This window comes from Ruegeria sp. N4 (assembly GCF_056531425.1).
In genome coordinates this window covers 140,618-165,313 of record NZ_JBQFLT010000001.1, presented here as the reverse complement: position 1 = coordinate 165,313, position 24,696 = coordinate 140,618, and the positions used below count along the sequence as shown (strand labels likewise).

Below are 24,696 nucleotides of genomic sequence, written 5' to 3'. Positions count from 1 at the left end.
TTATTCCGGAAAAGCATATAGTCTGACCCCGAATACTCGGGAGGAAGACGACAATGATGACCAGAGCAGCCATGCAGGCCTTCAGGGCGAAATACCGTGCTGGCATAAGCAAAATGTACAGCGGGTATTTCCATATGCTGTCGGTGGCCATCGCTGGCCTTTTCGTCATCTGCTACAGCCTGACCTTCGCCACGGACGTAACCGCGTCACAGTTGCTGGTGATCCCGGCGACGCTTTTGTTTGTGAACTTAGCCGAATATGCCTCGCACCGCTGGCTTGGTCACGAAAAGACCAGGGTGCTCAAACTGTTCTACCAGCGCCACACCGGGGATCACCATTCCTTTTTTCTGGATACCGACATGGGATATGAAAGCCCATTTGACTGGCGTGTGGTTCTGTTCCCGCTCTATCTGATCTTTCTGTTCACGATGGGCATTGCGCTGCCCGGTGGCCTCGTTCTGGGCTGGATATTCAATCCAAATGTCGGCGCACTGTTTGCCGCGTCGACCATCGCCGGATATCTGCTTTATGAGGTGTGTCACTTCAGCTATCACGTCCCGCCCGGCAGCCGGGCCGAGGCGATGTTCCAATCCGTACCCGGCTGGTGGCGTCTCAGGCATCTTCACGCCCTGCATCACAAACGCGAACGGATGCAGGAGGCGAATTTCAACATCACCTTTCCGGTCTTCGATGTCGCATTGGGGACTTTGTATTGGGAACGCCCTGAAACGAACGGTGGCTGAACCCTTAAGGTCGCATTAGGGTCGGCAACACAGACGTTAAAATCGCTTCTGCCCGAAAGCCGGGCTTTTGCTGGCCAGTGACTTACTGTAGACGAGCGCGCAGACAGTTACGTGGACACGCAAAATGGCTCGGATTCTCATCACCTCGGCGATCCCCTATATCAACGGGATCAAGCACCTCGGCAATCTGATCGGCTCGCAATTGCCTGCTGATCTTTACGCACGTTATCAGCGTGGCCGCGGGAATGAGGTCATGTTCCTGTGCGCCACCGACGAACACGGCACCCCGGCCGAGCTGGCGGCCGCCAAGGCGGGCAAACCGGTCGCGGAATACTGCGCCGAGATGTATGGCGTGCAGGCCGATATCGCCAAGCGGTTCGGGCTCAGCTTTGACCACTTTGGCCGCTCGTCCAGCGCGCAAAACAAGGTGCTGACGCAGCATTTCGCAGGGAAGCTGGATGAAGCCGGGCTGATCCGCGAGGTCAGCGAGAAACAGGTCTATTCCAACGCCGACAAACGCTTTCTGCCCGACCGCTATATCGAGGGCACCTGCCCCAATTGTGGCTATGACCGCGCGCGCGGCGACCAATGCGAGAATTGCACCAAGCAACTGGACCCGACCGACCTGATCGAGCCGCGCAGCGCGATCAGCGGCTCGACCGATCTGGAAGTGTGCGAGACCAAGCACCTGTATCTGCGTCAATCCGCGATGAAGGACCAACTGGACGCGTGGATCGACTCCAAGAAGGATTGGCCGATCCTGACCACCTCGATTGCCAAGAAGTGGTTGCACGATGGCGACGGTTTGCAGGACCGCGGCATCACCCGCGATCTGGACTGGGGTGTGCCGGTCAAAAAAGGCGATCAGGACTGGCCGGGGATGGAAGGCAAGGTTTTTTATGTCTGGTTCGACGCCCCCATCGAATACATCGCCTGCGCCAAGGAATGGGCAGATGCGAACGGCAAGACCGACGCTGATTGGGAACGCTGGTGGCGCACCGACAAGGGCGCGGATGACGTGCGTTATGTGCAGTTCATGGGCAAGGACAACGTGCCGTTCCATACGCTTTCCTTCCCCGCGACCATTCTGGGCTCGGGCGAGCCGTGGAAGATGGTCGATCACCTGAAATCCTTCAACTACCTGAACTATGACGGCGGCCAGTTCTCGACCTCGCAGGGGCGCGGCGTGTTCATGGATCAGGCGCTCGAGATTCTGCCCGCCGATTACTGGCGCTGGTGGCTGCTGAGCCATGCGCCCGAAAGCAGCGACAGCGAGTTCACGTGGGAGAACTTCCAGCAATCGGTGAACAAGGATCTGGCGGACGTGCTGGGCAACTTTGTCAGCCGCATCACCAAATTCTGCCGTTCGAAATTCGGCGAGGCTGTGCCCCAAGGTGGCACCTATGGCGAACGTGAAAACGCACTGATCGACGAACTGACCCGCCGCGTCCGCGCCTATGAAGGGCATATGGAGGCGATGGATGTGCGCAAATCGGCGCAGGAATTGCGGGCCATCTGGGTGGCGGGCAACGAATACCTGCAGGCCGCAGCCCCATGGTCGACCTTTAAGGAAGACCCCGAACAGGCCGCTGCACAGGTGCGTCTGGGCCTGAACCTGATCCGTCTTTACGCGGTGCTCAGCGCGCCGTTCATCCCCGACACCTCGGCCCGGATGCTGAGCGCGATGAACACGCTGGACACCGGCTGGCCCGAGGATGTGGCTGCAGCGCTGGCCGCCCTGCCCGCCGGTCATGAGTTCACCGTTCCCGATGTCCTGTTCGCCAAAATCACAGATGAACAGCGCGAAGACTGGCAAACCCGTTTTGCTGGCACCCGCGACTGAATTCAGACCATCGTGACAGACACGACACGGGGGCTGCTTCGGCCCCCGTATTTTTTGCCGATACATCGCGTGACGCACCCTGTCGTACCAGGGTGCTGAACCCTTGGGGCCCTAAGTCAGCCGAAGCACGAAGAAAATTCTGCGCCCAAGGCCGCACCAGTCGTATTCAAGAAGCTTGAGATAAAGTCTCAAAACGTCCATCCTGTCGAGGAATTCTATCGACTCGCGCCGGGGCCTTTGGGGTCCGGGCAGCTATTTCATATCTACTGTGAGGCACGCGCCATGTCCCTTGATTTGACGAATATCGGTTTTCCCATCTTCGGGTCAGCCAAAATGCTGGGGCGGCATCTTGCCTTACTGACCTGCCTTGGGGTGGCGCATGGGGCTGCGGCGCAAGATCAAAGCGACGCGCCGCCGCCAAAGGTTTCCATCGCTGCGGCCTATACCCAAGAGATCACGGATGAAGCCGTTTTCATCGGTCGGGCCGAAGCCATCGACAAGGTGGACATCGTCGCGCGGGTCAACGGGTTTCTTGAGTCTCAGAACGTCGAGGACGGCGCACTGGTCCAGAAAGACGATCTTCTGTTTACCATCGAGCCCGACCTCTATGAGGCCACACTTGAGGCGCGCAAGGCCGATCTGGACCGCGCCGAGGCAAATCTGGAACTGGCAAAGGTCGATCTGGCCCGGAAAGAAGAGTTGTTTCGGCGTGATGCAACCCCGGAATCCGAACGCGACATTGCGCGCGCCAACGAACTGGTTGCCGAAGCCGAAGTCAAAGCCGCAAACGCGGCCATCCAGCAAGCCCAGCTTGACCTGAGCTACACGCAGATTCAGGCGCCGTTTTCGGGCCGCATCGGGCGCGTTGCCACAAGTGTAGGTGACGTTGTTGGCCCGTCGAACCCTCCGCTGGTCAATCTGGTCAGCGAAGCGCCGATCTATGTGAACTTCTCGCTGAACGAAAAACAATTTACTTCGGTTCTTCAACAGTTTGGCGAGAATGCCAGCACTCTGGCAGAAAGTCAGAAAAGCCCCAATGTGCACGTCACCTTGCCCAATGGGGCGGAATTGGGTGAAACCGGCGAAATCGTGTTTGTCGACAACCGCATCGACCCTCTGACCGGCGCGATTACCGTGCGGGCCGAATTTGAAAACGCGGATCGTCTGATCATCGACGGCGCATTCCTTAACGTCCAGATCGAAGCGCTGGAGCCGACACTGCAGGTGCTTGTACCTCAGGCCGCGCTGCAACGGGATCAGCGGGGCGAGTTTGTTCTGGTCGTCAATGACCAGCAGATGGTCGAACAGCGCTATATCACGACCGGTGACACGGTGGACACCGCCATCATCGTCACCGATGGGCTTCGCGAAGGCGAGAGCGTGATCGTCGAGGGCCTGCAAAGGGTGCGTCCTGGCGTGGCCGTGGATGCGGTCGTGGCCTCTGAGCAGCCGGGAGAATAACGGATGTTCTCAGCCCTGTTCATCAGCCGGCCCAAGCTGGCGCTTGTCATTTCGCTTGTCCTGACGATCATGGGCGGCATCGGCTATATGGTTCTGCCGGTCGCCCAGTTTCCGGACATCACACCGCCTGTGGTCAGCGTGACGACCACCTATACCGGCGCAAACGCCGAGACCGTGGAAAACACCGTTGCCGCCCCGATTGAGGCGCAGGTGAACGGTGTGGACGACATGATCTACATGACGTCAACCTCGTCCGATAACGGCTCGTATTCGCTGAATATTACCTTCGAAGTGGGCACGGACCCGGACATTGCCTCGGTCAACGTGCAGAACCGGGTGGCACAGGCCATGTCATCCCTGCCGTCCGAGGTGACATCCTCGGGCGTGGTCACTCAAAAGGCATCGACCAACATGCTGTTGCTGGTGACGCTGACCTCGCCCAACGGGACCTATGACAGTGTGTTTCTGTCCAACTATGCCTCGATCAACCTGAAAGACGCGCTGGCGCGGGTTCAGGGTGTGGGCAAGGCGGATGTTCTGACCAATCTGGAATACGCCATGCGGATCTGGATGGACCCGGACAAGATGGCCGCCCTGTCGATCACCCCCGGAGATGTAATCAATGCGATCCGCGAACAGAATATCGAAGTCTCGGCAGGCTCGATCGGGTCTCCGCCCGTGCCTGAAGGCCAGACATTCCAATACACGATCAAAACCAAAGGACGCCTGACCTCAGCCGCCGAGTTTGGCGAAATTGTTATCCGCACCGGCGATGCCGGGTCCATCGTGCGTGTGCGCGACATTGCACGAGTGGAGCTTGGGGCGCAGTTCTATTCAGCCTCGGGCTACTTTCAGGCGGTTCCTGCCACAGTGATCGGCATCTATCAGGCCCCCGGCGCCAACGCGCTTGCGGTGTCTGAACGGGTACAGGCCGAGTTGGAGCGCTTGTCCCGCTCTTTCCCGACGGATGTGGAATATGAAGTGCCGTTCAATACCACCGACTTTGTCGAGGCGTCGCTGAACGATGTGGTTTCGACCCTGATCCTGACCTTCATTCTGGTGATCTCGGTCGTGTTCATATTCCTGGGGAATTGGCGAGCGACCATCATCCCGGCGGTGGCAATTCCGGTATCCTTGATAGGAACGTTTGCCTTCCTGCTGGCCTTTGGCATGTCGCTGAACACGATCTCGCTGTTCGCTCTGGTTCTGGCTATCGGGATCGTGGTTGATGACGCCATCGTGGTGGTGGAAAACGTCGAACGGATCATCGCGGATGAAGGGCTGCCCCCTGCCGAGGCGACCCGCAAGGCGATGGGCCAGATCACCGGTCCCGTCATCGCGACAACGCTGGTTCTGTTGGCCGTGTTTGTGCCCGTGACCTTCATGCCCGGCATCTCCGGACGGCTGTATTCGCAGTTTGCGGTGACGATCTCGACCGCTGTTGTGATCTCATCGATCAACGCGTTGACCTTGTCGCCCGCTCTGTGTGGCCTGGTTCTGCGTGCCCGTTCCGGCCCGCCCAAGGGGCTTCTGGCCCTGTTCGAAGGGTTCATCGGAACGGTGCGCAGCGGCTATGTCGCGATTGTGCGCAAGCTGCTGATCCTGCCCGTCGTCGCGCTGGGTGTCATTGTGGCGCTGGGGATGGGAACGGGGACGATCATGTCCAACACCTCCAGCGGCTTTATCCCGCTTGAGGACAACGGCTATCTGTTCGTGGACATCCAACTGCCCGACGCGGCCACTTTGGAACGGACCGAAACGGTCTCGGCCCGCGTGGACGACCAGATCCGCGAAATCCCGGGTGTCGCCAGTACCGTGTTGGTCAACGGCTTCTCGCTGCTGAATGGTACAACCACAAACGGCGCCGCTATCTTCGTGAACCTGACCAATTGGGATGAGCGTCAGGACGATGACCTGAGCGCCAATGCCATTTTGGCCAAGGTTCTGGCCATTGCCAACGGCGAATCCGCGGCCTCGATCGTGGCCTTCAACCCGCCGCCCATTCAGGGCCTGGGCATGTCTGCAGGGGTCGAGATGGAGGTGCAGCAGACCGGCGGCGGTACACCGCAGGATCTGGCCTCGGCCGTGGGGTCCTTTGTTTACGCGGCGAACCAACGCCCCGAGATCGGACAATCCTACACGACCTTCCGTGCAAACGTGCCACAGCTGTTTGTCGATCTGGACCGCGAGAAAGCCAAAACCCTGCAAGTCTCGGTTGCCGAGATCTTCCAGACCATGCAGGCGCAGTTGGGGTCGTACTATGTGAACGATTTCAACCTGTTTGGCCGTGTCTACCGCGTCATGATACAGGCGGATGGGACATACAGGGACAATGTCGAGGATATCTCGAACCTCTACGTCCGCTCGCAACAAGGTGAGATGGTTCCACTGGGCACGCTCATCGACGTTGAGAACGTGCTGGGCCCGGTTTTGTTGAAGCGGCATAACCTGTTCCGCTCGGCCACTGTCACGGCGGTGCCTGCCCCGGGTTTGTCCACCGGTGATGCCATCAATGTAATGACCGAGGAATCCGCGACCGCCCTGCCCCCCGGCTATGCGTTCGAATGGACCGGAACGGCGCAGCAGCAGTTGGCTTCGGGCAGTCTGGTGATCGTGATCCTTGGGCTGGCGATCCTGTTTGGCTACCTGTTCCTTGTCGGTCAGTACGAAAGCTGGTCAATGCCTGTCTCGATCCTGTTATCGGTGGTTGTCGCCCTGTTCGGCGCGGTGGCGGCGGTGGCCATCGTGGGCAGCGACATCAACCTGTATACGCAGATCGGGATGATCATGCTGGTCGGGTTGGCCTCGAAAAACGGGATTCTGATTGTGGAATTCGCGATGGAACAACGCGCCAACGGTTTGTCGATCAAGGATGCCGCAGCCGAAGCCGCCTATCAGCGTTTCCGCGCGGTGATGATGACGGCTCTGTCCTTCCTGCTTGGGGTTGTTCCCCTGCTGGCGGCAAACGGTGCGGGTGCGGCAAGCCAGAAAGCCATTGGTGTGGCCGTGTTTGGCGGGATGCTGGCCGCAACGCTTGTCGGCGTGATCCTGGTGCCGGTGCTTTACGCCCTAATGCAAAGCCTGCGCGAATGGCTGAAGGGCGGCAAGAAAGACCCGGACCCAACGGGCGAAGCAACCTGACCCCGTCAATGATGCAGAAAAAGCCCCGTGCAGGTCACGGGGCTTTTTTAGTTCAGAACTTCACGCAGCCACCACCCGGCTGCGACGCCGGGCCGTAACGGCGCTGATAACAGCTTGCGCCTCTGCCGGTGGGGCCTGTTCGACACGTCGATAATCGCTGCAATCGCTTTGCCGGGTCAGCATTCCGCAGCCAATCATCGTGCGCCGCAATGTGGCCGGGTCGTGAAACAGATGCTCGCGCCCCAGCATGTCGTTGATTTCTTTCTCGCTCAGACTGGTGCCTGCGGGAAGGCTGGCCCACAAAGCCCACAACGCAAGGGTTTGCACCGCGCGTCGGGACGGCCATTGGCGCAAGCGGCCATGTGCATCGAATTGAAACAGAGCCCGCTCGACAATGCGCATATCGACGGGCACAAGGTCAGGCCCGGCCTCGATTCGCCGTTTCGCAGCACTTGCAGCCCGCATATGTTGCAGGTTCTGGAACCCGGCAGCGCGGGACAGCATGTTCATCAGGGTCAGATGGGACGGGCTGCCCTCACCCAATTGGCGACTTAAGCTGCGGGCAAATCCGGTCAGGTCATCCACGTGTAAAGGGACAGGTGTTTTGGTCATCGTGCATCCATATCGGGCGTTTCGCACGCTCGTCGGTCGCTGACTTGACGAAACAACGCCCCTTTTGGTTTGCGATGCCGTCTCAAACTGAATGGCAGGTTTAGCTCTCTGATGTCAGAGCAGCGACGCCTCGGTGTCTGCCGACCGTTCCCGATGGCTAACACGAACCGGCGGGTCAGCCAAGGGTCAGGCGACCTGCGCCTGAATGCGCTGCCCCATCCACTGATCGATCCGCGCGATCTGATCGGCGTTCAGACGCAGCCCCAGCTTGTTGCGCCGCCAGACCACGTCCTCGGCCGACCGGGCATATTCCTTGTCCATCAGCCACGCGACCTCGCGCGCCGTCAGGGTCGCGCCGAAATCCTCGCCCAGATCAGAGGCTTCCTTTGCGTCGCCCAGCATCACCGCCGCCTCGGTGCCATAGGCGCGGATCAGGCGCGCGGCCCAAGCGGCATTAAGGAATGGATAGTCTGCGCGCAGCGCGTCGGTAAGGGCCTGCACCCCATCAACTGGGAAGTCCCCGCCCGGCAAGGCCACTCCTGCTGTCCATGGTCCCGACAAATCCGGGAAATGCTCTGCCACTTTCTCAAGCGCGCTTTCAGCCAGACGGCGATAGGTGGTGATCTTGCCGCCAAATACGTTCAGCACAGGCGCCCCGCCATTTGCGTTCACCTTCAGCGTATAATCCCGCGTCGCCGCTGTCGCGCTGCTGGCACCGTCATCATACAGCGGGCGGACGCCGGAATAGGTCCAGACGATGTCGTCCCGCGTCACGGGCTGCGCGAAGTATTTCGAGGCAAAGGCGCACAAATAGTCCTTCTCGGCGTCGGTACAGACGGGATGTTCGGACGGTTCCGCGTGGTCCTGATCCGTTGTTCCGATCAGGGTGAAATCCTGCTCGTAAGGAATGGCAAAGATGATGCGACCGTCCTCACCTTGAAAGAAATAACACTTGTCGTGATCGAACAGCCTGCGTGTCACGATATGGCTGCCCCGCACCAGCCGCACGCCTTCGCGCGAATTCACGTGGATTTTGGATTGGATGATGTCCCCAACCCACGGCCCACCGGCATTGATCAGCATTTTGGCACGGATCACACGCGTTTCATCGCTGTCGCGATCCCTGACCGTAACCTCCCACAGATCGTCGACCCGGTGGGCCGAAATCACTTCGGTCCGCACCATGATCCGAGCCCCGCGCGCCTCGGCGTCGCGGGCGTTCAGAACCACCAGCCGGGCGTCTTCGATCCAGCAGTCGGAATACTCATAGGCCGTTTCGAACCTGTCCTGCAGCGGAGCACCTTCGGGCGCGCTGCGCAGGTTCAAAGAGCTGGTCCCCGGCAGGATCTTACGCCCACCAAGGTTGTCATACAGGAACAGGCCCAACCGGATCAGCCACGCCGGTCGCCGCCCACGCATCCATGGCATCACGGTGCTGAGCAGCTTTGATGTCGGCGTCTCGGAATCGAACCGCATATCCTTGTGATAGGGCAGCACAAAACGCATTGGCCAACTGATGTGGGGCATGGCACGCAGCAGCGTCTCACGTTCAATCAGAGCCTCGCGCACCAGGCGGATTTCGAAATACTCAAGATACCGCAGACCGCCATGAAACAGCTTGGTCGAGGCGGAAGACGTAGCCGACGCCAGATCGTTCATCTCCGCCAATGTGACAGACAATCCCCGCCCGACCGCATCCCGCGCGATGCCGCATCCGTTGATCCCGCCGCCGATGATGAACAGGTCGGTGATCTGATCGTCCGTCGATGTCATAGCTTTTGATTCCCAATCAAACCCATCTGCGCACATTAATCAGAAGGGTATTCGCATTATCAACCTTAATGTTCGTTTATTTTCGTTTTGCAACACTGATATGAATTTCACGTATTGCAACTTGCCAATTCGGCCAGAAAGAACAAAAACGAAAGAACTCTGACTATTTGGAACTGCTATGTCCCTTTCCTTCCGCCAAGCCGACATTCTTGAGATCGCAAGCACAGCAGGCCGCGTCACGGTAGAGGGGCTGGCAGAGCGGTTCGGGGTCACCGTCCAAACCATCCGGCGCGACCTGACCGAGCTGGCCGATGCCGGCAAACTCGACAGGGTGCATGGTGGTGCGGTTCTGCGCTCTGGCGTGTCCAATATCGGGTATGAGGATCGCCGCACCCTGAACGCGGATGCCAAGACCCTGATGGCGCAGGCCTGCGCACAGGATATTCCCGAAGGTGCCTCGATCTTTCTGAATATCGGCACCTCGACCGAAGCCGTCGCGCGGCAATTGCTGAACCACAAGACCCTGATGGTGGTGACCAACAATATGAATGTTGCAAACATACTGGTCGAAAATCCGGGCTGCGAAATTGTTGTGGCTGGCGGCGTGTTGCGGCGCTCGGACGGTGGTCTGATCGGCAACCAGACCGTCAATACGATCCGACAGTTCAAATTCGACTATGCGGTAATCGGATGCTCGGCGTTGGATACCGAGGGCGACTTGCTGGATTTCGACTTTCAGGAAGTGCATGTCAGCCAAACCATCATCGCACAGGCGCGGCGCACGTTTCTGGTGGCCGATCATTCAAAGTTCCAACGCTCGGCCCCGGCGCGGATCGCCTCACTGGCCGAAATCGACACGGTGTATACCGATCAGCCACTGCCTGCGGACCTGTCGGAAAAATGCACCGCCTGGGACACAAACGTTCGCCTGTGCCCGTGACCCGGGATTGCGACCGCCTTCCACCATTAATGGATTGACGATCGCCCCCCTACACCTGAGGATGGGGCAACCGTCCAGAAAGGAGGCGCGAGCATGGGACTTCTGGGACAGCCTTTGGGCTACTACGATTACCTGACTTTCGTTGCATTGATCCTGTTGCTGGCCGCTGTGATGGCGCTGTTTCTGTTCATCATGGGTCTGCCCGGTCGCATCGCGATCAAACGCAACCATCCGCACGCCGAAGCCGTCAAGATCATGGGATGGATGGGGTTTTTGGCGGTTGTGCCATGGGTCCATGCCTTCATGTGGGCATTTCACGACGGCATCACGGTTGATATGCGTCGCGGCCCCGACGAAGAAAAAGAAGCCATCCGCAAAGACATTGAACGCTTAGGCGGGACCGTCAAGGAAGAATATCAGGCCGCGTCGGACGAGACGCAGAAAAGCTAAGGCCAAAGGAAACATCCGCACATGTTCGTCGCCCTGGGCATCACGCTTTTCTACATCATTTTCGTCTGGTTCATCTTCTTCAAGATGGAGTGGCTGAAGTTCAACATCGCCTGGGGGATTGTATCCTTCTGGGTCGGTGCGCATCTGTTGCTGATCTTCTTGGTCGCATTGCGGTTCTTCCAGCCTTTCTCGGTCGACAGTCACGTCGTACGGTCCACCATTCAGATCGTACCCAAGCTAACGCAGCCGACGATCCTGACCGAAGTTCTGGTGGAACCGAACACTCCCGTCACCAAGGGCGATCCGCTCTATCGCTTCGACGACACGGTGTTTTCGCTGGCGGTGGACAATGCGCAGGCGCAGTTGGTGGCTGCCCAGCAGAACGCGAAAATTCTGGAACAGGATGTCATCGCCTCGACCGAAGCGGTTGAGCGGGCCATTGCACAACTGGATTATGCCTTCACCCAGCAGGCGCGATACGAGAACCTCGTTCCTGCCGGAGGTGCACGACAGGATGAGCTGGATCGCTGGAACGAACAAGTGACCGAGGATCAGGCGGCGGTGAAACAAGCCGAAGCCAATTTGCAAAAATCCATTCTCGCGCAGGAATCCCAGATCGACGGTGTGAATACCGGCATTCTGCAAGCGCAGGCGCAATTGGCCGAGGCCGAGTATTTCTTAAACAACACAACGATCTATGCCCCGGAAAACGGCATGATCGTCTCACAACAGGCCCGCCCCGGTCTTGTGGTCGGTGACATTCGACTGGGCGCAATCGCCAGCTTCGTGACCGAGGATAACCCCTATCTTCTGGCAACGTTCCGGCAGCAAAACCTGAAATTCGTCGAGGTCGGACAAGAGGTTGAGGTCGCCCTTGATCTATATCCCGGCGAAATCCTACCCGGCAAGGTCGAGGCGATCTGGTGGGCGACGCGACAGGGTCAGTATCTACCCTCGGGCCGCCTGCCCGGTTTCGAATTGCCGAAACTGCCCGGTCGGATCGCGGTTCAGATCACGGTCGATCTGCCCGAAGACCATATTCTTCCCGCCGGCGGTCACGCTGCCGTCGCCATCTATACCGGTCAGGGCAAAAGCTTTGAGTTTCTGAGGCGCATAAATATCCGCCTCTACTCCTTCGCCAATTTCATCCGACCGCTGGACATTTGAGGACGCAGAGCATGACACGGGCCAAACCCTTTCGATACCTGATGGGAACGGCCCTGTGCGCAGCGATGCTGACCGCCTGCACGCCGGTTGGCCCGGATTTCGTGCGCCCGAACTCTCCGGTCGTGAAAGAGTGGATCGAGGTCAACAGCCCCAGCACAGGGCCAAGCGGCCTGACCTCGCGCAGCGCGCCGGTGGTGAAGTGGTGGGAGACGTTCAATGACCCCACCCTCAACAAGCTGGTGGCCGAGGCTTATGCCCAGAACCTGACTTTGCAGGTTGCCGGAGCCCGTGTGTTGCAGGCCCGCGCGCAGTTGGGGATCGCCTTTGGCGAGCTTTACCCTCAGTCGCAGGCAATTGGTGGATCTCTGGAACGGCGACAGATCAGCGATAACCTTGGGCCGATCTCGGATATCAACCGCATCATCCCGCTGGATACCGAGTTTTCGACCTCGCAAGTAGGCTTTGATGCGCAATGGGAGCTGGATGTCTGGGGCGCGCAACGACGGGGTGTTCAGGCTGCACGGTCGAACCTTGCCCTTCAGGTTGCCAATTACGATGACGCGCTGGTGACGCTGACCGGGGATGTGGCGGCACTGTATGTCAATATCCGCGCCTTGCAGGAATCCTTGGCCGTTGCCCGTGAAAACATTACCCTTCAACAAGAGTCATTGGACCTGACCCAGCTACGTTTCAACAACGGCGTCACAACCGAGTTGGACGTTCAGGAATCCACCGCACTGTTGAACAATACCAAAGCATTGGTGCCCGAGTTAGAGAGCGACCTGCAACAGACCAAGAATGCGTTGGCCGTCTTGCTTGGCGCAACGCCCTCACGGATGACCAGCCTTTTGGGTAACTCCGGGCGCATCCCCTCGGCCCGGTCCAATGTCGCCGTGGGCGTTCCGGCAGAATTACTGCGTCGGCGTCCGGATGTGCGCGCGGCGGAACTGGCGGCCGCCACGCAATCGGCGCAGGTGGGTATCGCGATGGCGGACCTGTATCCACAGTTCGTGTTGTCCGGCTCGATCGGCTTGCAGGCCTCGGGCGGGCGCGATCTGTTCAGTTCGAACAGCACGACGGGTCTGGCCAGTGCGGGCGTGGTCTGGAACGTGCTGAACTATGGGCGCATCCAGAACAATGTCCGCGCGCAGGACGCCGCCTATCAGGCACTGATCGCCAATTACCAGAACACCGTTCTGACCGCCTATTCCGAGGTCGAAAGCGCCATGGTCGCCTATGCACAGGCGCGCAAGCAGGTCGGGCTGTACCAGCAAAGCGTCGATGCCTCGCGCAAGGCCGCGAATATTGCGGTCAGCCAATATCGCGACGGGATCGCTGACTATTCGCGAGTTCTGAATACGCAAACCGCGCTCTTGCGGTCTCAGGCCAATCTGATCGAGGCACGGCAGCAGGTCTCAAGCAATCTGGTCGCCGTTTACAAGGGACTGGGCGGTGGCTGGCAAATTCGTCAGAACCAGGAGTTCCTGCCGGAAACGGTTCTGGCCGAGATGGCGTATCGCACCGATTGGGGCGACCTGTTGCAACAGGACCCGACCGGGGCGAGTCTAAACTAAGCGTTACTTCGTCAGACCGCGCAGCCCGCCTGAAATCAGGATATTCACCTCGTACAGAATGCGCGGCGCGGCCAGACCGCCGGGGCTGGCCAGATAGTTCGGGCTCCATTCCGGGTCGAACTTCTGCTTAAACGCGCGCAACCCTTCGAAGTGATAGAACTGCTCGCCATGTTCATAGACAAAGCCGCCGATCCGGTTCCAGAGCGAGGCCAACTGGCGGTTTTCGATGCCTGAAAACGGGGCCGCGCCCAGCGAGAACCAGTGGAATCCCTGCTCGGATCCCCAGACCATCATCTCGGCAAACAGTGCATCCATGACAAAGCTGGGGCTGTCGGGTTCATACCGCATCAGATCCAGTGACAGTTCGGATTTGTTGCCGCCCTGAAACAGGTTAGCAAAGGCCATTATCTGTCCGGTCTCACCATTCCTCAGCACCGCATGATCGAAATAGGACAGGTAGTCGTCGTCGAATCCGCCCAGAGCGAACCCCTTTTCAGCCCCCGCTTTTTGCGCCAACCAGTCATCCGAGATTTTCCGCAAATCCGGCAGCACCGGCGCAAGCTGGTCTTTTGGAATGATCTCGAACACATACCCTTCCCGCTCGGCCCGGTTCTTGGCCTGCCGGAACCGTTTTCGGGATTTTCCATCCAGCGAGAAGTCCCGAAGCGGAACGCGCGCGACCTCACCGATTTTCAGGATCGACAGGCCCAGATCAAGGAAGGTCGGCAGATACTTGGTCGAAACGCTGTAAAACGCACACAGCTTGCCTTCGCGATCCGCCATCTCTCGCAACTGCCAGACCAATTGTTGCCCGGCCTTTTCATCCCCTACCGGCTCGCCCTTGGAAATGATGGCGTTGCCGGTGTCGGCATAGGCAATGAATGCTGTCTCATCCGGTGCGATCAGGAATTGCTTGTCTCCGGTCAGGGAGATTTGGGATTCGGTGTCCTCACTCTCCATCACCAACCGTTCGACGACCTCGGGGATTTCGGTGCGGACCGGTGCCGGTATTTCGCGCCCGAACAACGAGGTCACGGCGACGATGCCCACGATTACCGCCACCACAAGGCTGGATCGCAGGAACCGCGAGGCGTCGCCGTTCCACGCGAATTCCCACCAAAGGGCGTTCTGGTATTCGACATGGGAATAGGCAAAAAGGCCGATCCAGAAGATCACCGCCAATAGGACGACCACGCTGATCAGCCACGGGACGTTCAGCCGAAAGATCGACGCCCCGCTGACCCGGTAAAACGCACCTCGAAACAGCGCCAGCACGGCAATCGTGACCAACAGGCCAATGGCTTCATGCGTGTCCAAACCCTTGGCGAGCGACGCGGCAAAGCCCGCCACCATAAGCAACATCGCCACGACCCACGCCCGGTAGAGTTTGCGGAACAGACCCCGCGAAACCAGCAGCAGCAAAACCCCCACCGCGCTGCCCGCCAGATGCGACGCCTCGACAAAGGACAAGGGCAGCACGTCGCGCAAGACACTCAGGTTTTGGGAATTCGACGGCAACGCGCCCGAAACCAACAGGATGATACCTGCGGTTGCGGTCACACCCGCTGCGACCATCGGCACAATCGGGCGGATGGCCCGGTACACCCAAACCGCCGCTCCGCCGATCCGGTGGCGCTGTGTCAGGGCCGAGGCGACGGCTATGGACAGGCTGGCGATTGCAAAAGGAACAAAGGTGTAAACAACCCGATACAGCAGCAACGCAGCGATCACGTCCGACCGACCCGAGGCCCCCAGCCCCGCGATCAAGGTGGCTTCGAACACGCCGATCCCTCCGGGTGCGTGGCTGAGGATTCCGACCGCAATGGCGGCCACGTAGATCGTGAAGAAATAGGGAAACCCAACGCCCAGATCGTCGGGCATGAGCACATACAAAACCATCGACGCACCCAGAAGGTCGCCCAAGGCCGCCAGCGTCAGCAAGCTGGCCAGCTTGCCACCCGGCAGGTTGAACTCAAACCCGGCGAACGAGAACCGGCGCCCTCCACTGGCCAACCAGAAGAACACCGCGACCAACCCGGTCAGCAGACACAGGCCAATGATCGTCTCGACCGTTTCGCTGATCGGCAGAACTTTGGAGATCCCATCGGGGTGCAATGTCAGCAACACCCCAAGGATCAGAACCAACCCCATCCAGAACGCGACCCAGGACGTGGCGATCACCCCGGCCACACGTCCCAGATCAAGGCCCAGCGAGGCGTAGATCCGGTACCGGATCGCCGTGCCGGTGATGTAGGAAAACCCCAGGCAGTTGGAAACCGCATAACCGCTGGCCCCCGCCAAACCCGCAATCGGCAAGGGCACCTTGCCACCGCCTACGCTTTGCACCGCAAAGACATCATACAAGGACAAGGAGAAATAGCTTACTCCGGCCCAGAACAGGGCGATCAGCAGCAATGTCCAGGGCGTCGCGGCGATGTCGGATTGCACATCCGCCCATTTCACATGCGACGACAGCTCGTGCAGAACCGTCAAAGCGATCGCTGTGACCAGAACCGGAATGGCGATACGCACCCAGGGTTTCTCCAGCATCCCGGTCAGCTTTTCAGCCCATTGCATCGCCTTGGACTCGTCGCTGTGGTCCTGTGCTGTCATGCTGCGCGCCCCTGCCGTTTTCTTAACCGTGTGCGACGCCAGCCCCTTGGTCTGACGCGCCCCTTTGGGGCGACACGCAAAGAAACTCTGTCACAATTTCCTTCCGGGTCAAAGCGCTATGCCCTGTCAGAACCGACCCTTGCGAGTAGACAGCAGCAGGTTCGTCTCGGATCGGGTGATCCCCTCCATCCGGCGGATCTGAAAAATCACCTCGTCCAGTTCGACCAGCGTTTCGGTTCCGATCTCGGCAATCAGATCCCAGCTGCCGTTGGTGGAATGCACGGCCCGTACCTGCTGCATTGCACCGATACGGGCCATCGTACGCTCGGTCCCGCGCCCTTCGATTTCCAACATCATCAACCCACGCACCGGGCTTTGCGCCACGTCGCGGCGGGTCAGGACCGTAAAGCCGACAACCTCACCCGACTGTTTCAACCGCTGCATCCTGCTGCGCACGGTTGTGCGGGTCACCCCCAGCGTCTCAGCCAGTTCCGACAGCGACGCCCGTGCATCCCGGTGCAGCGCGCTGATCAGTCGATTGTCCAGTTCGTCCATAACTTGTTTCCGTTTCGGATTTCTTAAGTTCATTTTGAACAATTTGCCGTCTTCCAGCAAGATATATCGAACGGTTAAATGGACACATGGATATCAAGAACATCATATTGATCGGTGCACCCCTGGATGCCGGCAAACGGCGTCAGGGGTGCCGAATGGGCCCCGATGCCTATCGTGTTGCCGGGTTGGAAACCGCGCTGGCCGAGTTGGGGCATACTGTCACCGATTGGGGCGATGTGGCCCCTGACGCGGTGCAGATGCCGGAACATGAACACCTGTTTTCGCTGCCCGAATGCGTGGGTTGGACAAGCGCGCTCAGCCGCGCAACGCAGAAGGCCGCGCCCGAGGGAACACCGGTCTTTTTGGGCGGGGATCACGCCTTGTCGATGGGCACCGTTGCCGGAATGGCAGCATATGCACAACAGATCGACCGCCCGCTATTTGTCCTGTGGCTCGACGCCCACAGCGATTTTCATACGCCGACCAGCACCGGCAGCGGAAACCTGCACGGCACGCCGGTCGCCTATTTCACTGGCCAGCCGGGGTTCGAGGCGTTTCCGCCCCTGCCCGCCACAGTGCCCACAAATCGGGTCGGCATGATCGGCTTGCGTTCTGTCGATCCCGCCGAACGCGCGGTTCTCGAGCAGGACCAGGCCATGCTGGCCGACATGCGCAGTATCGACGAACACGGGATCAAAGCACCTCTGATGGCATTTCTGGATCGGGTTCGGGCCGAAAACGGCCTGCTGCACGTGTCGCTGGATGTGGATTTCCTCGATCCGGCCATTGCGCCAGCGGTCGGAACCACCGTGCCCGGCGGCGCAACTGAACGTGAGGCGCATCTGGCCATGGAACTGCTGCATGAAAGCGGATTGGTCAGCTCGCTCGATCTGGTGGAACTGAACCCGTTTCTGGACGAACGCGGGCGCACCGCACGACTGATGGTGGATCTGACCGCGTCGCTGATGGGACGCCGGATCTTTGACCGCCCCACACGGAGCTTCTGATGACTGCACCTTCCGACAAGGCCCTGGTCCCGTTCGTGTCCGTCGACAACATGATGCGGCTGGTCCACCACATCGGCGTCGAAGCGATGATCGCCAAAATCGCCACTCAGATCGAAGCCGATTTCAAACGGTGGGAAAGCTTTGACAAAACCCCGCGCATCCCAGCGCACTCACCACATGGGGTGATCGAGCTGATGCCAACATCGGATGGTGAGGCTTACGGGTTCAAATACGTCAACGGCCACCCGAAGAACACGTCCGAGGGGCTGCAGACTGTCACCGCCTTTGGTTTGCTGGCAGATGTTTACACCGGCTACCCCACTCTGTTGACGGAAATGACCATTCTGACGGCGCTGCGAACTGCGGCCACTTCGGCACTGGTGGGTCAATATCTTGCGCCCAAGGGCGCGACCACCATGGCTATGATCGGCAATGGCGCGCAGTCCGAATTCCAATGCCTTGCGTTCAAGGCAATGTGCGGGATCGAAACCGTTCGCCTCTACGACATCGACGCAAACGCGACCGCCAAATGCGCGGCAAACCTTCACGGCAAGGGCTTGAACGTGGTGGCTTGTAAAACGGCCGAGGAAGCGATCGAGAGTGCTCAGATCATCACCACCTGCACTGCCGACAAGAAATACGCCACCATCCTGACAGACAACATGGTCGGACCCGGTGTTCACATCAACGCAATCGGCGGCGATTGCCCCGGCAAAACCGAACTGCACCGCGATATCCTGCTGCGCTCGGACATATTTGTGGAATACCCCGAGCAGACGCGGATCGAGGGTGAGATTCAGGCGCTTGAACCTAATTACCCCGTCACCGAGATCTGGCAGGTTATGACCGGCCAGATCGAAGGTCGCACCGATGACAGGCAAATCACCCTGTTCGACAGCGTGGGTTTCGCAATTGAGGATTTCTCGGCCCTGCGCGTGATCAAAAGCGTGGTCGAGGGGACCGATTTCTACGAACCGCTGGATATGCTCGCTGACCCCGACGACCCGCGCGACCTGTTTGGGATGCTGATGCGGGCGGGATAGTAGCCCAACCGATCACTGCTTGAGCCATGGCCGGCAAAGGGGGCTCTGCCCCCGCCGCCCTGCGGGCGACTCCCCCGGGATATTTATAGCCAGATGAAGCAGGGATCCGCCCTCTGACCGACCGGCCAGAGAGCTTCACCTGGCGCGGTCATCGGCGTCCCCGCCTGTACCGCAGAACTCTTTTCCATCAGAATGGTTAAGGATCCGTTTCTTCATCTGGCCAAAAATATCCCGGAGCGCGAGGCAGAGCCTCGCATGGCTTTACCCGGCCAAAGACGGCAGGTAGAGAACGATCCCCGGGAACGCCACAAGCAAGGCAATCGTCGCAGCATCCGCGATGAAGAAAGGTGTGACGCCTTTGAAGACATCCTGAACACTCAGATCCGGCCGCACGCCTGCGACGACGAAACAGTTCAATCCGATTGGGGGCGTGATCAAACAGAACTCGGCCATTTTAACCACCAGTATTCCGAACCAGATGGCGCACATGGGGCCAGACATGCCAAAGGCGCTCTCGGCGGCACTTACAGTCTCACCGCCGTTCAGGGCCATGACTGCCGGGTAGACCACCGGAAGGGTCAGCAACAGCATGCCGATTGCGTCCATGAACATGCCCAGTACGGCATAGGCCAGAAGGATGCAGATCAGGATCAGCATCGGGGACATTTCCAAAGAGGTAATCCAGTCCGAGAACGCGCCCGGCAGGTCGGCGAAGCCAAGAAAGCGCACATAGATCAACACGCCCCAGATGATCGAAAAGATCATGGCCGTCAGTTTGGCCGTTTCCAGCAGGGCGGATTTGAACTCGGGCCAGCGCATGCCGTGAAACAGAGCAAAGCAGAACACGATGAAAGCGCCAATTGCGCCGCCTTCGGTTGGGGTACCCCAGGCTTTGTCTCCGAACGGGTTATAGACAAAGCAGATGATGATCAGGATGACGGCAACGATGGGGATTGCGCCCGGCAGAGCAGCGAAACGTTGCTTCCAACTGAAGCCGGTGACGGGGGGGCCGACGGATTTGAACACGACCGCAATCCCAACGATCAATAGCCCGTAGACAAGGGCTGAAAATGCCCCCGGTATGAACCCGGCCAGAAGCAGTTTTCCGACGTCCTGCTCGACGATGATTGCGTAGATCACAAGGATCGCTGATGGCGGGATGAGAGAGGCCAATGTGCCCCCAGCGGCCACAACACCAGCGGCGAAGCGTTTGTTGTAGCCGACGCTCAGCATCTCGGGGATGGCGATGCGGGCGAACACGGCAGAGGTGGCGACCGACGCGCCGGACACGGCGGCAAATCCTGCGGTGGCGAAGATGGTCGAGACGGCCAGCCCGCCCGGCACCCAAGCAATCCAACGTTTGGCCGCTTCGAACAACGCTCGGGTCAGACCGGCGTAGTAGGCCAGATATCCGATCAGGATGAAGGTCGGGATCAGGCTGAGTGTATGTGCCGCCACCTTGGAATGCGGCACCTGCCCTGCCGTTTTGACGGCAACGGTGACGGCCTTGCCGAACCGGTCGGGGTCGTAACCGAACTTGGCCCAGAAGATCCAGATCAGGCCGAACAACCCGGCCAGACCCGCCGCAAAGGCCACTCGCATACCGGTTACAACCAGAACCAGCAGGCCACCTGTGACCCAAAGGCCGATCTCGATCGTGTCCATGCGCTAGTCCTGCCCTTCGAACTGATCGGCCTCGGCTGCGGCCTGTGCTGCGGCGTCCTGGATCAGGGGCACGGCCACCGGCGCATCCAACCCCAGTACAAATGCGCGCCCGTATCCCCAGACCTGCAAAACCAGCCGCAGACACAGCACCGAGAACGCCACCGGTGCCAACAGCTTGGCGGGCCACAGAGGTATTCCGATGTCGATGGAACTGTCGCGGCTCCATAACGGCGCACCAAAATCGAAGGATCGGTCGAAATGGGACCAACTGCCCCAGACCAGCGCCAGCATCAACACCAGGATCAGGATGACCGACACCGTCTCGAACAACCACAAAGCACGTCCCCGCAGGCGCGAGATGACAATATCCATCCGGATATGTCCGCCGTCCCGCTGAACGTAGGAGATGCCCAGAAAGGCAATCAGGGGCATGGCCTGCTCGATCCAGTCCACATAGCCGGGCAGAGGTGCGTTGATTGCGTTTCGCCCGCTGACCGAGACTACGGCCAGAACCATCAGACCAAATACGGCAAGACCGCTGATCAACGCCAAAAAACGCTCGACCGTCAGCAGACGCTGATCCAGCTGGCTGAGGCGGCTGCCGTCTTCCAGCACCGTGGCTGTACCTGCCATTCCGGTGATCCTTTATGTCAGGGATGTCCGGGCACCCTGTCCGAGCGCCCGGAAATACGATCAGTTGCCGCCGCGCTGTTGCTGCAACGTGGACTGAACCAGATCATAAAGCTCTTGTGCGGGAAGACCTTGCGCGGACATGTCCGCAATCCACTGTTCACGGATCGGATCAGCGGCCTTGGTACGGAACTCTTCGATGACTGCATCATCGATCATCACCTTGGTCACGCCCTTTTCTTCCAGAACGCTGTCCCACTGTTCCAGCAGACCGCCGTAATTGGCCAGATAGTGATCGATGGCCTCGTCAATCGAGCTGTCGAGCGCTTCGCGGTGTTCCGGTGACAAGGCTTCATACGCGTCGATATTGACAACAACCGGGCAGTTCACCGTGCCGGGGTTCAGGTTTGCGGTCCACCAGTCGGCCTCATTGATCGTGCCAAAGGACAGATGCGCGTGCTGGGCAAAGGCCACAGTGTCGACCACGCCGGATTCCATCGCGTTGAAGGCTTCGGTGGCCGGCACCGAGGTCGGGACCCCGCCAACCGCTTCAAACGCTTGCCCCAGACCACCGGTTGCACGGACGCGCATGCCTTCGAACTCGGTCAGTTGATCGCGTGGGTCGCCGGTGCCGACCAGATTGTATTGCGGCATGGGCGAGGTCATGAGCAGGCGCGCGTTCCACTGCGCCATCTCATCCTGCACGGCGGGATGGTCATAGACCGCGTGGCTGACGGCAACCTCTTCCGCCAGGTTGTTCACGCCAAGGAATGGCAGTTCCAGCACAGTGATCGCCCGGTTTTTGTCGCGGTGATAACCTGCGCAGAACTGCGCCATCTCGAAGGCACCGATCTCGATCCCGTCCAGATTCTCACGCGGCTTGGACAACCCGCCATAGCTGACATTGATGGTAAAATCCCCGCCGGTCTTTTCATTCACCAGCTCGGCCAGTTTTTCGACATGTTCGGTAAAGGCGCGGCGCTTGCCCCAGACCGAGGCATTCCATTCGGTCGCTGATGCCTCGGCGACAAAGGCAATGCTTATTGCGGCGGCGGCAGCACCGCTCAACATCTTTTTCATGTGATCTCTCCCTTATGTGCACCTCCTCCCGAGGCGCTTGGAAAAAAGCTAGCGCCAACATTCGCCGATGCCAACCCTGCACAGAGATTGGCAAAGTTTTGCCGGACCTATCGAGAGGCGCTTGATCGGTGCATCCAGGGGAACCACCCATCCATCATGGAAGCCTGAGGGCAAGCCAGCGCCGTCATCATCATTACAACTTAGCTTTTGTTTTTTAACAATATTTAATAAAAAGTTTAGGCTTTGTTTACACATTTACCCAACGGAAAGAAATTTTTTGACAAACAAATTCAAGGATTACGGCAATTTATTTCATTATTTTCTGAACCCGGCCATACTGCGATTGGGGAGGAATGGGATCGACTTTGCCCGATCTTGGGGAAAGAAATGACCCAGTGAAATCCAGTCCAGAGGGAGGAGCCTCAAAAATGACCACCGCTGCCCAGGCAGATGCCAAGACTTATCCGCCATCCGCAGAAACCGTCGCACGTGCGCATGTTGATGCCGCGAAATATGACGCGATGTATGCAGCTTCGATCAGCGACCCTGACGCGTTTTGGGCCGAACAGGGCAAGCGCGTTGACTGGATCAAGCCTTTCTCTCAGGTCAAAGACGTCGATTACAGCTTTGGCTCGGTCAAGATCAACTGGTATGCCGATGGTACGCTAAACGTCTCGGCCAATTGTCTGGACCGTCATCTGAAGACGCGTGGAGATCAGACAGCGATCATCTGGGAACCGGATGATCCAAACGACCCTGCCCAGCACATCACCTATGCCGAGTTGCACCGCCGCACCTGCCGGATGGCGAATATTCTGGAATCACTGGGTGTGCGCAAAGGCGATCGCGTGGTGATCTACCTGCCGATGATCCCCGAGGCGGCCTATGCCATGCTGGCCTGCGCACGCATTGGTGCAATCCATTCTATCGTGTTCGCCGGATTCTCGCCCGACGCGCTGGCGGCGCGGATCAACGGCTGCGATGCCAAGGTTGTCATCACCGCCGACGAAGCGCCGCGTGGAGGGCGCAAGACGCCACTGAAATCGAACGCGGACGCGGCCCTGTTGCACTGTAAGGACACGGTGAAATGTCTTGTCGTCAAGCGCACCGGAGGTCAGACCACGTGGATCGACGGTCGCGACTACGACTATAACGAGATGGCCTTGGAGGCAGACGACTATTGCGCGCCCGCCGAGATGAGCGCCGAGGATCCTCTGTTCATTCTCTATACATCCGGCTCGACCGGCCAACCGAAAGGCGTTGTGCACACCACCGGCGGCTATCTGGTTTACGCTGCCATGACGCATGAGATCACGTTCGATTATCACGAAGGCGACGTGTATTGGTGTACGGCGGATGTCGGCTGGGTGACCGGCCACAGCTATATCGTCTACGGCCCGCTGGCCAATGGTGCGACCACGCTGATGTTCGAGGGCGTGCCGACCTATCCGGATGCCAGCCGCTTCTGGCAGGTTTGCGAAAAGCACAAGGTCAACCAGTTCTACACCGCGCCGACCGCGATCCGCGCCCTGATGGGTCAGGGCAACGAGTTTGTCGAGAAATGCGACCTAAGCGATCTTCGGACTCTGGGAACGGTGGGGGAACCGATCAATCCCGAAGCCTGGAACTGGTACAACGACGTTGTCGGTAAGGGCAAATGCCCCATTGTGGATACATGGTGGCAGACGGAAACCGGCGGTCACCTGATGACCCCCCTGCCCGGCGCACATGCGATGAAACCCGGTTCTGCGATGAAGCCGTTCTTTGGCATTCTGCCCGTGGTTCTGGACCCGCAATCGGGTGTTGAGATCGAAGGCAACGGCGTCGAAGGTGTCCTGTGCATCAAAGACAGCTGGCCCGGTCAGATGCGCACCGTCTGGGGTGATCATGAACGGTTCGAGAAGACCTATTTCTCGGACTACAAAGGCTATTACTTCACCGGTGACGGCTGCCGTCGCGACGAAGATGGCGATTACTGGATCACCGGCCGTGTGGATGACGTAATCAACGTATCCGGTCACCGTATGGGCACGGCCGAGGTGGAAAGCGCTCTGGTGGCGCATGCCGCTGTGGCTGAGGCTGCTGTTGTGGGCTATCCTCATGAAATCAAAGGACAAGGCATCTATTGTTATGTCACTTTGATGAATGATCGCGAGCCTTCGGATGACCTGCTGAAAGAGCTTCGCACATGGGTTCGGACCGAGATCGGCCCGATTGCCTCGCCCGATGTAATCCAGTGGGCCCCGGGCCTGCCCAAGACCCGCTCGGGCAAGATCATGCGCCGTATCCTGCGCAAGATTGCCGAGAACGACTTTGGCAGCCTGGGCGATACGTCGACACTCGCCGATCCTTCGGTTGTCGAAGACCTGATCGAAAACCGTGCGAATAAGTGAGGATGT

The 24,696-nt window shown here is 59.1% G+C and carries 18 protein-coding genes; 11 read left to right on the top strand and 7 right to left on the bottom strand.

The features are described from left to right. The first annotated feature begins 53 nt into the window (after window positions 1-53). The 4 genes from ACR0LW_RS00790 (at window position 54) to ACR0LW_RS00775 (ending at window position 7,188) form a co-directional block, all read left to right on the top strand. Window positions 54-743: a sterol desaturase family protein gene (locus ACR0LW_RS00790; RefSeq protein ID WP_480881238.1), complete on the top strand. Its 690-nt coding sequence runs from the start codon at window positions 54-56 to the stop codon at window positions 741-743. A 124-nt stretch (window positions 744-867) separates the two neighbouring features. Then, the gene (gene metG / locus ACR0LW_RS00785) at window positions 868-2,586 is read left to right on the top strand and encodes a methionine--tRNA ligase (RefSeq protein WP_480881236.1); all 1,719 of its coding nucleotides are present in this window, start codon (window positions 868-870) and stop codon (window positions 2,584-2,586) included. A gap of 282 nt (window positions 2,587-2,868) precedes the next feature. Beyond that, the gene (locus tag ACR0LW_RS00780; protein ID WP_480881234.1) at window positions 2,869-4,047 is read left to right on the top strand and encodes an efflux RND transporter periplasmic adaptor subunit; all 1,179 of its coding nucleotides are present in this window, start codon (window positions 2,869-2,871) and stop codon (window positions 4,045-4,047) included. A gap of 3 nt (window positions 4,048-4,050) precedes the next feature. Then, a complete protein-coding gene (locus ACR0LW_RS00775) occupies window positions 4,051-7,188 on the top strand; it encodes an efflux RND transporter permease subunit (protein WP_480581501.1) in 3,138 nt (1,045 codons plus the stop codon). Window positions 7,189-7,248: 60 nt separating this feature from the next. On the opposite strand, the gene ACR0LW_RS00770 is transcribed toward ACR0LW_RS00775, so the two are convergent. Together ACR0LW_RS00770 and glpD are read right to left on the bottom strand one after the other, a co-directional pair. Continuing rightward, a complete protein-coding gene (locus ACR0LW_RS00770) occupies window positions 7,249-7,800 on the bottom strand; it encodes a DUF2087 domain-containing protein (RefSeq protein ID WP_480581503.1) in 552 nt (183 codons plus the stop codon). 186 nt (window positions 7,801-7,986) lie between these two features. Beyond that, a complete protein-coding gene (glpD, locus tag ACR0LW_RS00765; protein WP_480881231.1) occupies window positions 7,987-9,573 on the bottom strand; it encodes a glycerol-3-phosphate dehydrogenase in 1,587 nt (528 codons plus the stop codon). A 178-nt stretch (window positions 9,574-9,751) separates the two neighbouring features. Here glpD and ACR0LW_RS00760 point away from each other — a divergent pair, with 178 nt between their 5' ends. The 4 genes from ACR0LW_RS00760 to ACR0LW_RS00745 all read left to right on the top strand — a co-directional run bounded on the left by ACR0LW_RS00760 (window position 9,752) and on the right by ACR0LW_RS00745 (window position 13,704). Beyond that, window positions 9,752-10,513 carry a DeoR/GlpR family DNA-binding transcription regulator gene (locus ACR0LW_RS00760; RefSeq protein ID WP_480881229.1) on the top strand — a complete coding sequence of 254 codons (762 nt, stop codon included), beginning with the start codon at window positions 9,752-9,754 and terminating at the stop codon, window positions 10,511-10,513. 93 nt (window positions 10,514-10,606) lie between these two features. Then, window positions 10,607-10,963 (top strand): DUF3302 domain-containing protein, encoded by a 357-nt coding sequence (locus ACR0LW_RS00755; RefSeq protein WP_170518099.1) that lies wholly within the window; start codon window positions 10,607-10,609, stop codon window positions 10,961-10,963. 21 nt (window positions 10,964-10,984) lie between these two features. Continuing rightward, window positions 10,985-12,130: an HlyD family secretion protein gene (locus ACR0LW_RS00750; protein WP_170621679.1), complete on the top strand. Its 1,146-nt coding sequence runs from the start codon at window positions 10,985-10,987 to the stop codon at window positions 12,128-12,130. Window positions 12,131-12,141: 11 nt separating this feature from the next. Then, window positions 12,142-13,704: an efflux transporter outer membrane subunit gene (locus ACR0LW_RS00745; RefSeq protein WP_480881227.1), complete on the top strand. Its 1,563-nt coding sequence runs from the start codon at window positions 12,142-12,144 to the stop codon at window positions 13,702-13,704. A gap of 3 nt (window positions 13,705-13,707) precedes the next feature. Here ACR0LW_RS00745 and mprF read toward each other — a convergent pair whose 3' ends face one another. Both mprF and ACR0LW_RS00735 read right to left on the bottom strand, forming a co-directional pair. Further along, window positions 13,708-16,317 (bottom strand): bifunctional lysylphosphatidylglycerol flippase/synthetase MprF, encoded by a 2,610-nt coding sequence (mprF, locus tag ACR0LW_RS00740; RefSeq protein ID WP_480881224.1) that lies wholly within the window; start codon window positions 16,315-16,317, stop codon window positions 13,708-13,710. A gap of 126 nt (window positions 16,318-16,443) precedes the next feature. Continuing rightward, entirely contained in the window at window positions 16,444-16,872 is a 429-nt protein-coding gene (locus ACR0LW_RS00735; RefSeq protein ID WP_480881222.1) for an Lrp/AsnC family transcriptional regulator, read from the bottom strand. A gap of 86 nt (window positions 16,873-16,958) precedes the next feature. Between ACR0LW_RS00735 and rocF the strand changes: the two genes are divergently transcribed. Together rocF and ACR0LW_RS00725 are read left to right on the top strand one after the other, a co-directional pair. Further along, window positions 16,959-17,879: an arginase gene (gene rocF, locus ACR0LW_RS00730; protein ID WP_170451277.1), complete on the top strand. Its 921-nt coding sequence runs from the start codon at window positions 16,959-16,961 to the stop codon at window positions 17,877-17,879. After that, window positions 17,879-18,922, top strand: coding sequence for an ornithine cyclodeaminase (locus ACR0LW_RS00725; protein WP_170621676.1), 1,044 nt, complete (start codon window positions 17,879-17,881; stop codon window positions 18,920-18,922). The genes rocF and ACR0LW_RS00725 overlap by 1 nt, the downstream gene beginning before the upstream one ends. A gap of 261 nt (window positions 18,923-19,183) precedes the next feature. On the opposite strand, the gene ACR0LW_RS00720 is transcribed toward ACR0LW_RS00725, so the two are convergent. Genes ACR0LW_RS00720 through ACR0LW_RS00710 form a run of 3 tightly spaced genes read right to left on the bottom strand, consistent with a single transcriptional unit; the run spans window position 19,184 to window position 22,297 of the window. Further along, entirely contained in the window at window positions 19,184-20,587 is a 1,404-nt protein-coding gene (locus ACR0LW_RS00720) for a TRAP transporter large permease (protein ID WP_170451282.1), read from the bottom strand. Window positions 20,588-20,590: 3 nt separating this feature from the next. Further along, complete coding sequence (locus tag ACR0LW_RS00715; RefSeq protein ID WP_170630200.1) at window positions 20,591-21,220, bottom strand: TRAP transporter small permease; 630 nt, start codon at window positions 21,218-21,220, stop codon at window positions 20,591-20,593. Between the two features lie 60 nt (window positions 21,221-21,280). After that, on the bottom strand, window positions 21,281-22,297 hold the full coding sequence (locus ACR0LW_RS00710) for a C4-dicarboxylate TRAP transporter substrate-binding protein (RefSeq protein ID WP_480881218.1): 1,017 nt from the start codon (window positions 22,295-22,297) through the stop codon (window positions 21,281-21,283). Window positions 22,298-22,725: 428 nt separating this feature from the next. Here ACR0LW_RS00710 and acs point away from each other — a divergent pair, with 428 nt between their 5' ends. Further along, the gene (gene acs, locus ACR0LW_RS00705; RefSeq protein WP_480881216.1) at window positions 22,726-24,690 is read left to right on the top strand and encodes an acetate--CoA ligase; all 1,965 of its coding nucleotides are present in this window, start codon (window positions 22,726-22,728) and stop codon (window positions 24,688-24,690) included. Window positions 24,691-24,696: the final 6 nt, after the last annotated feature.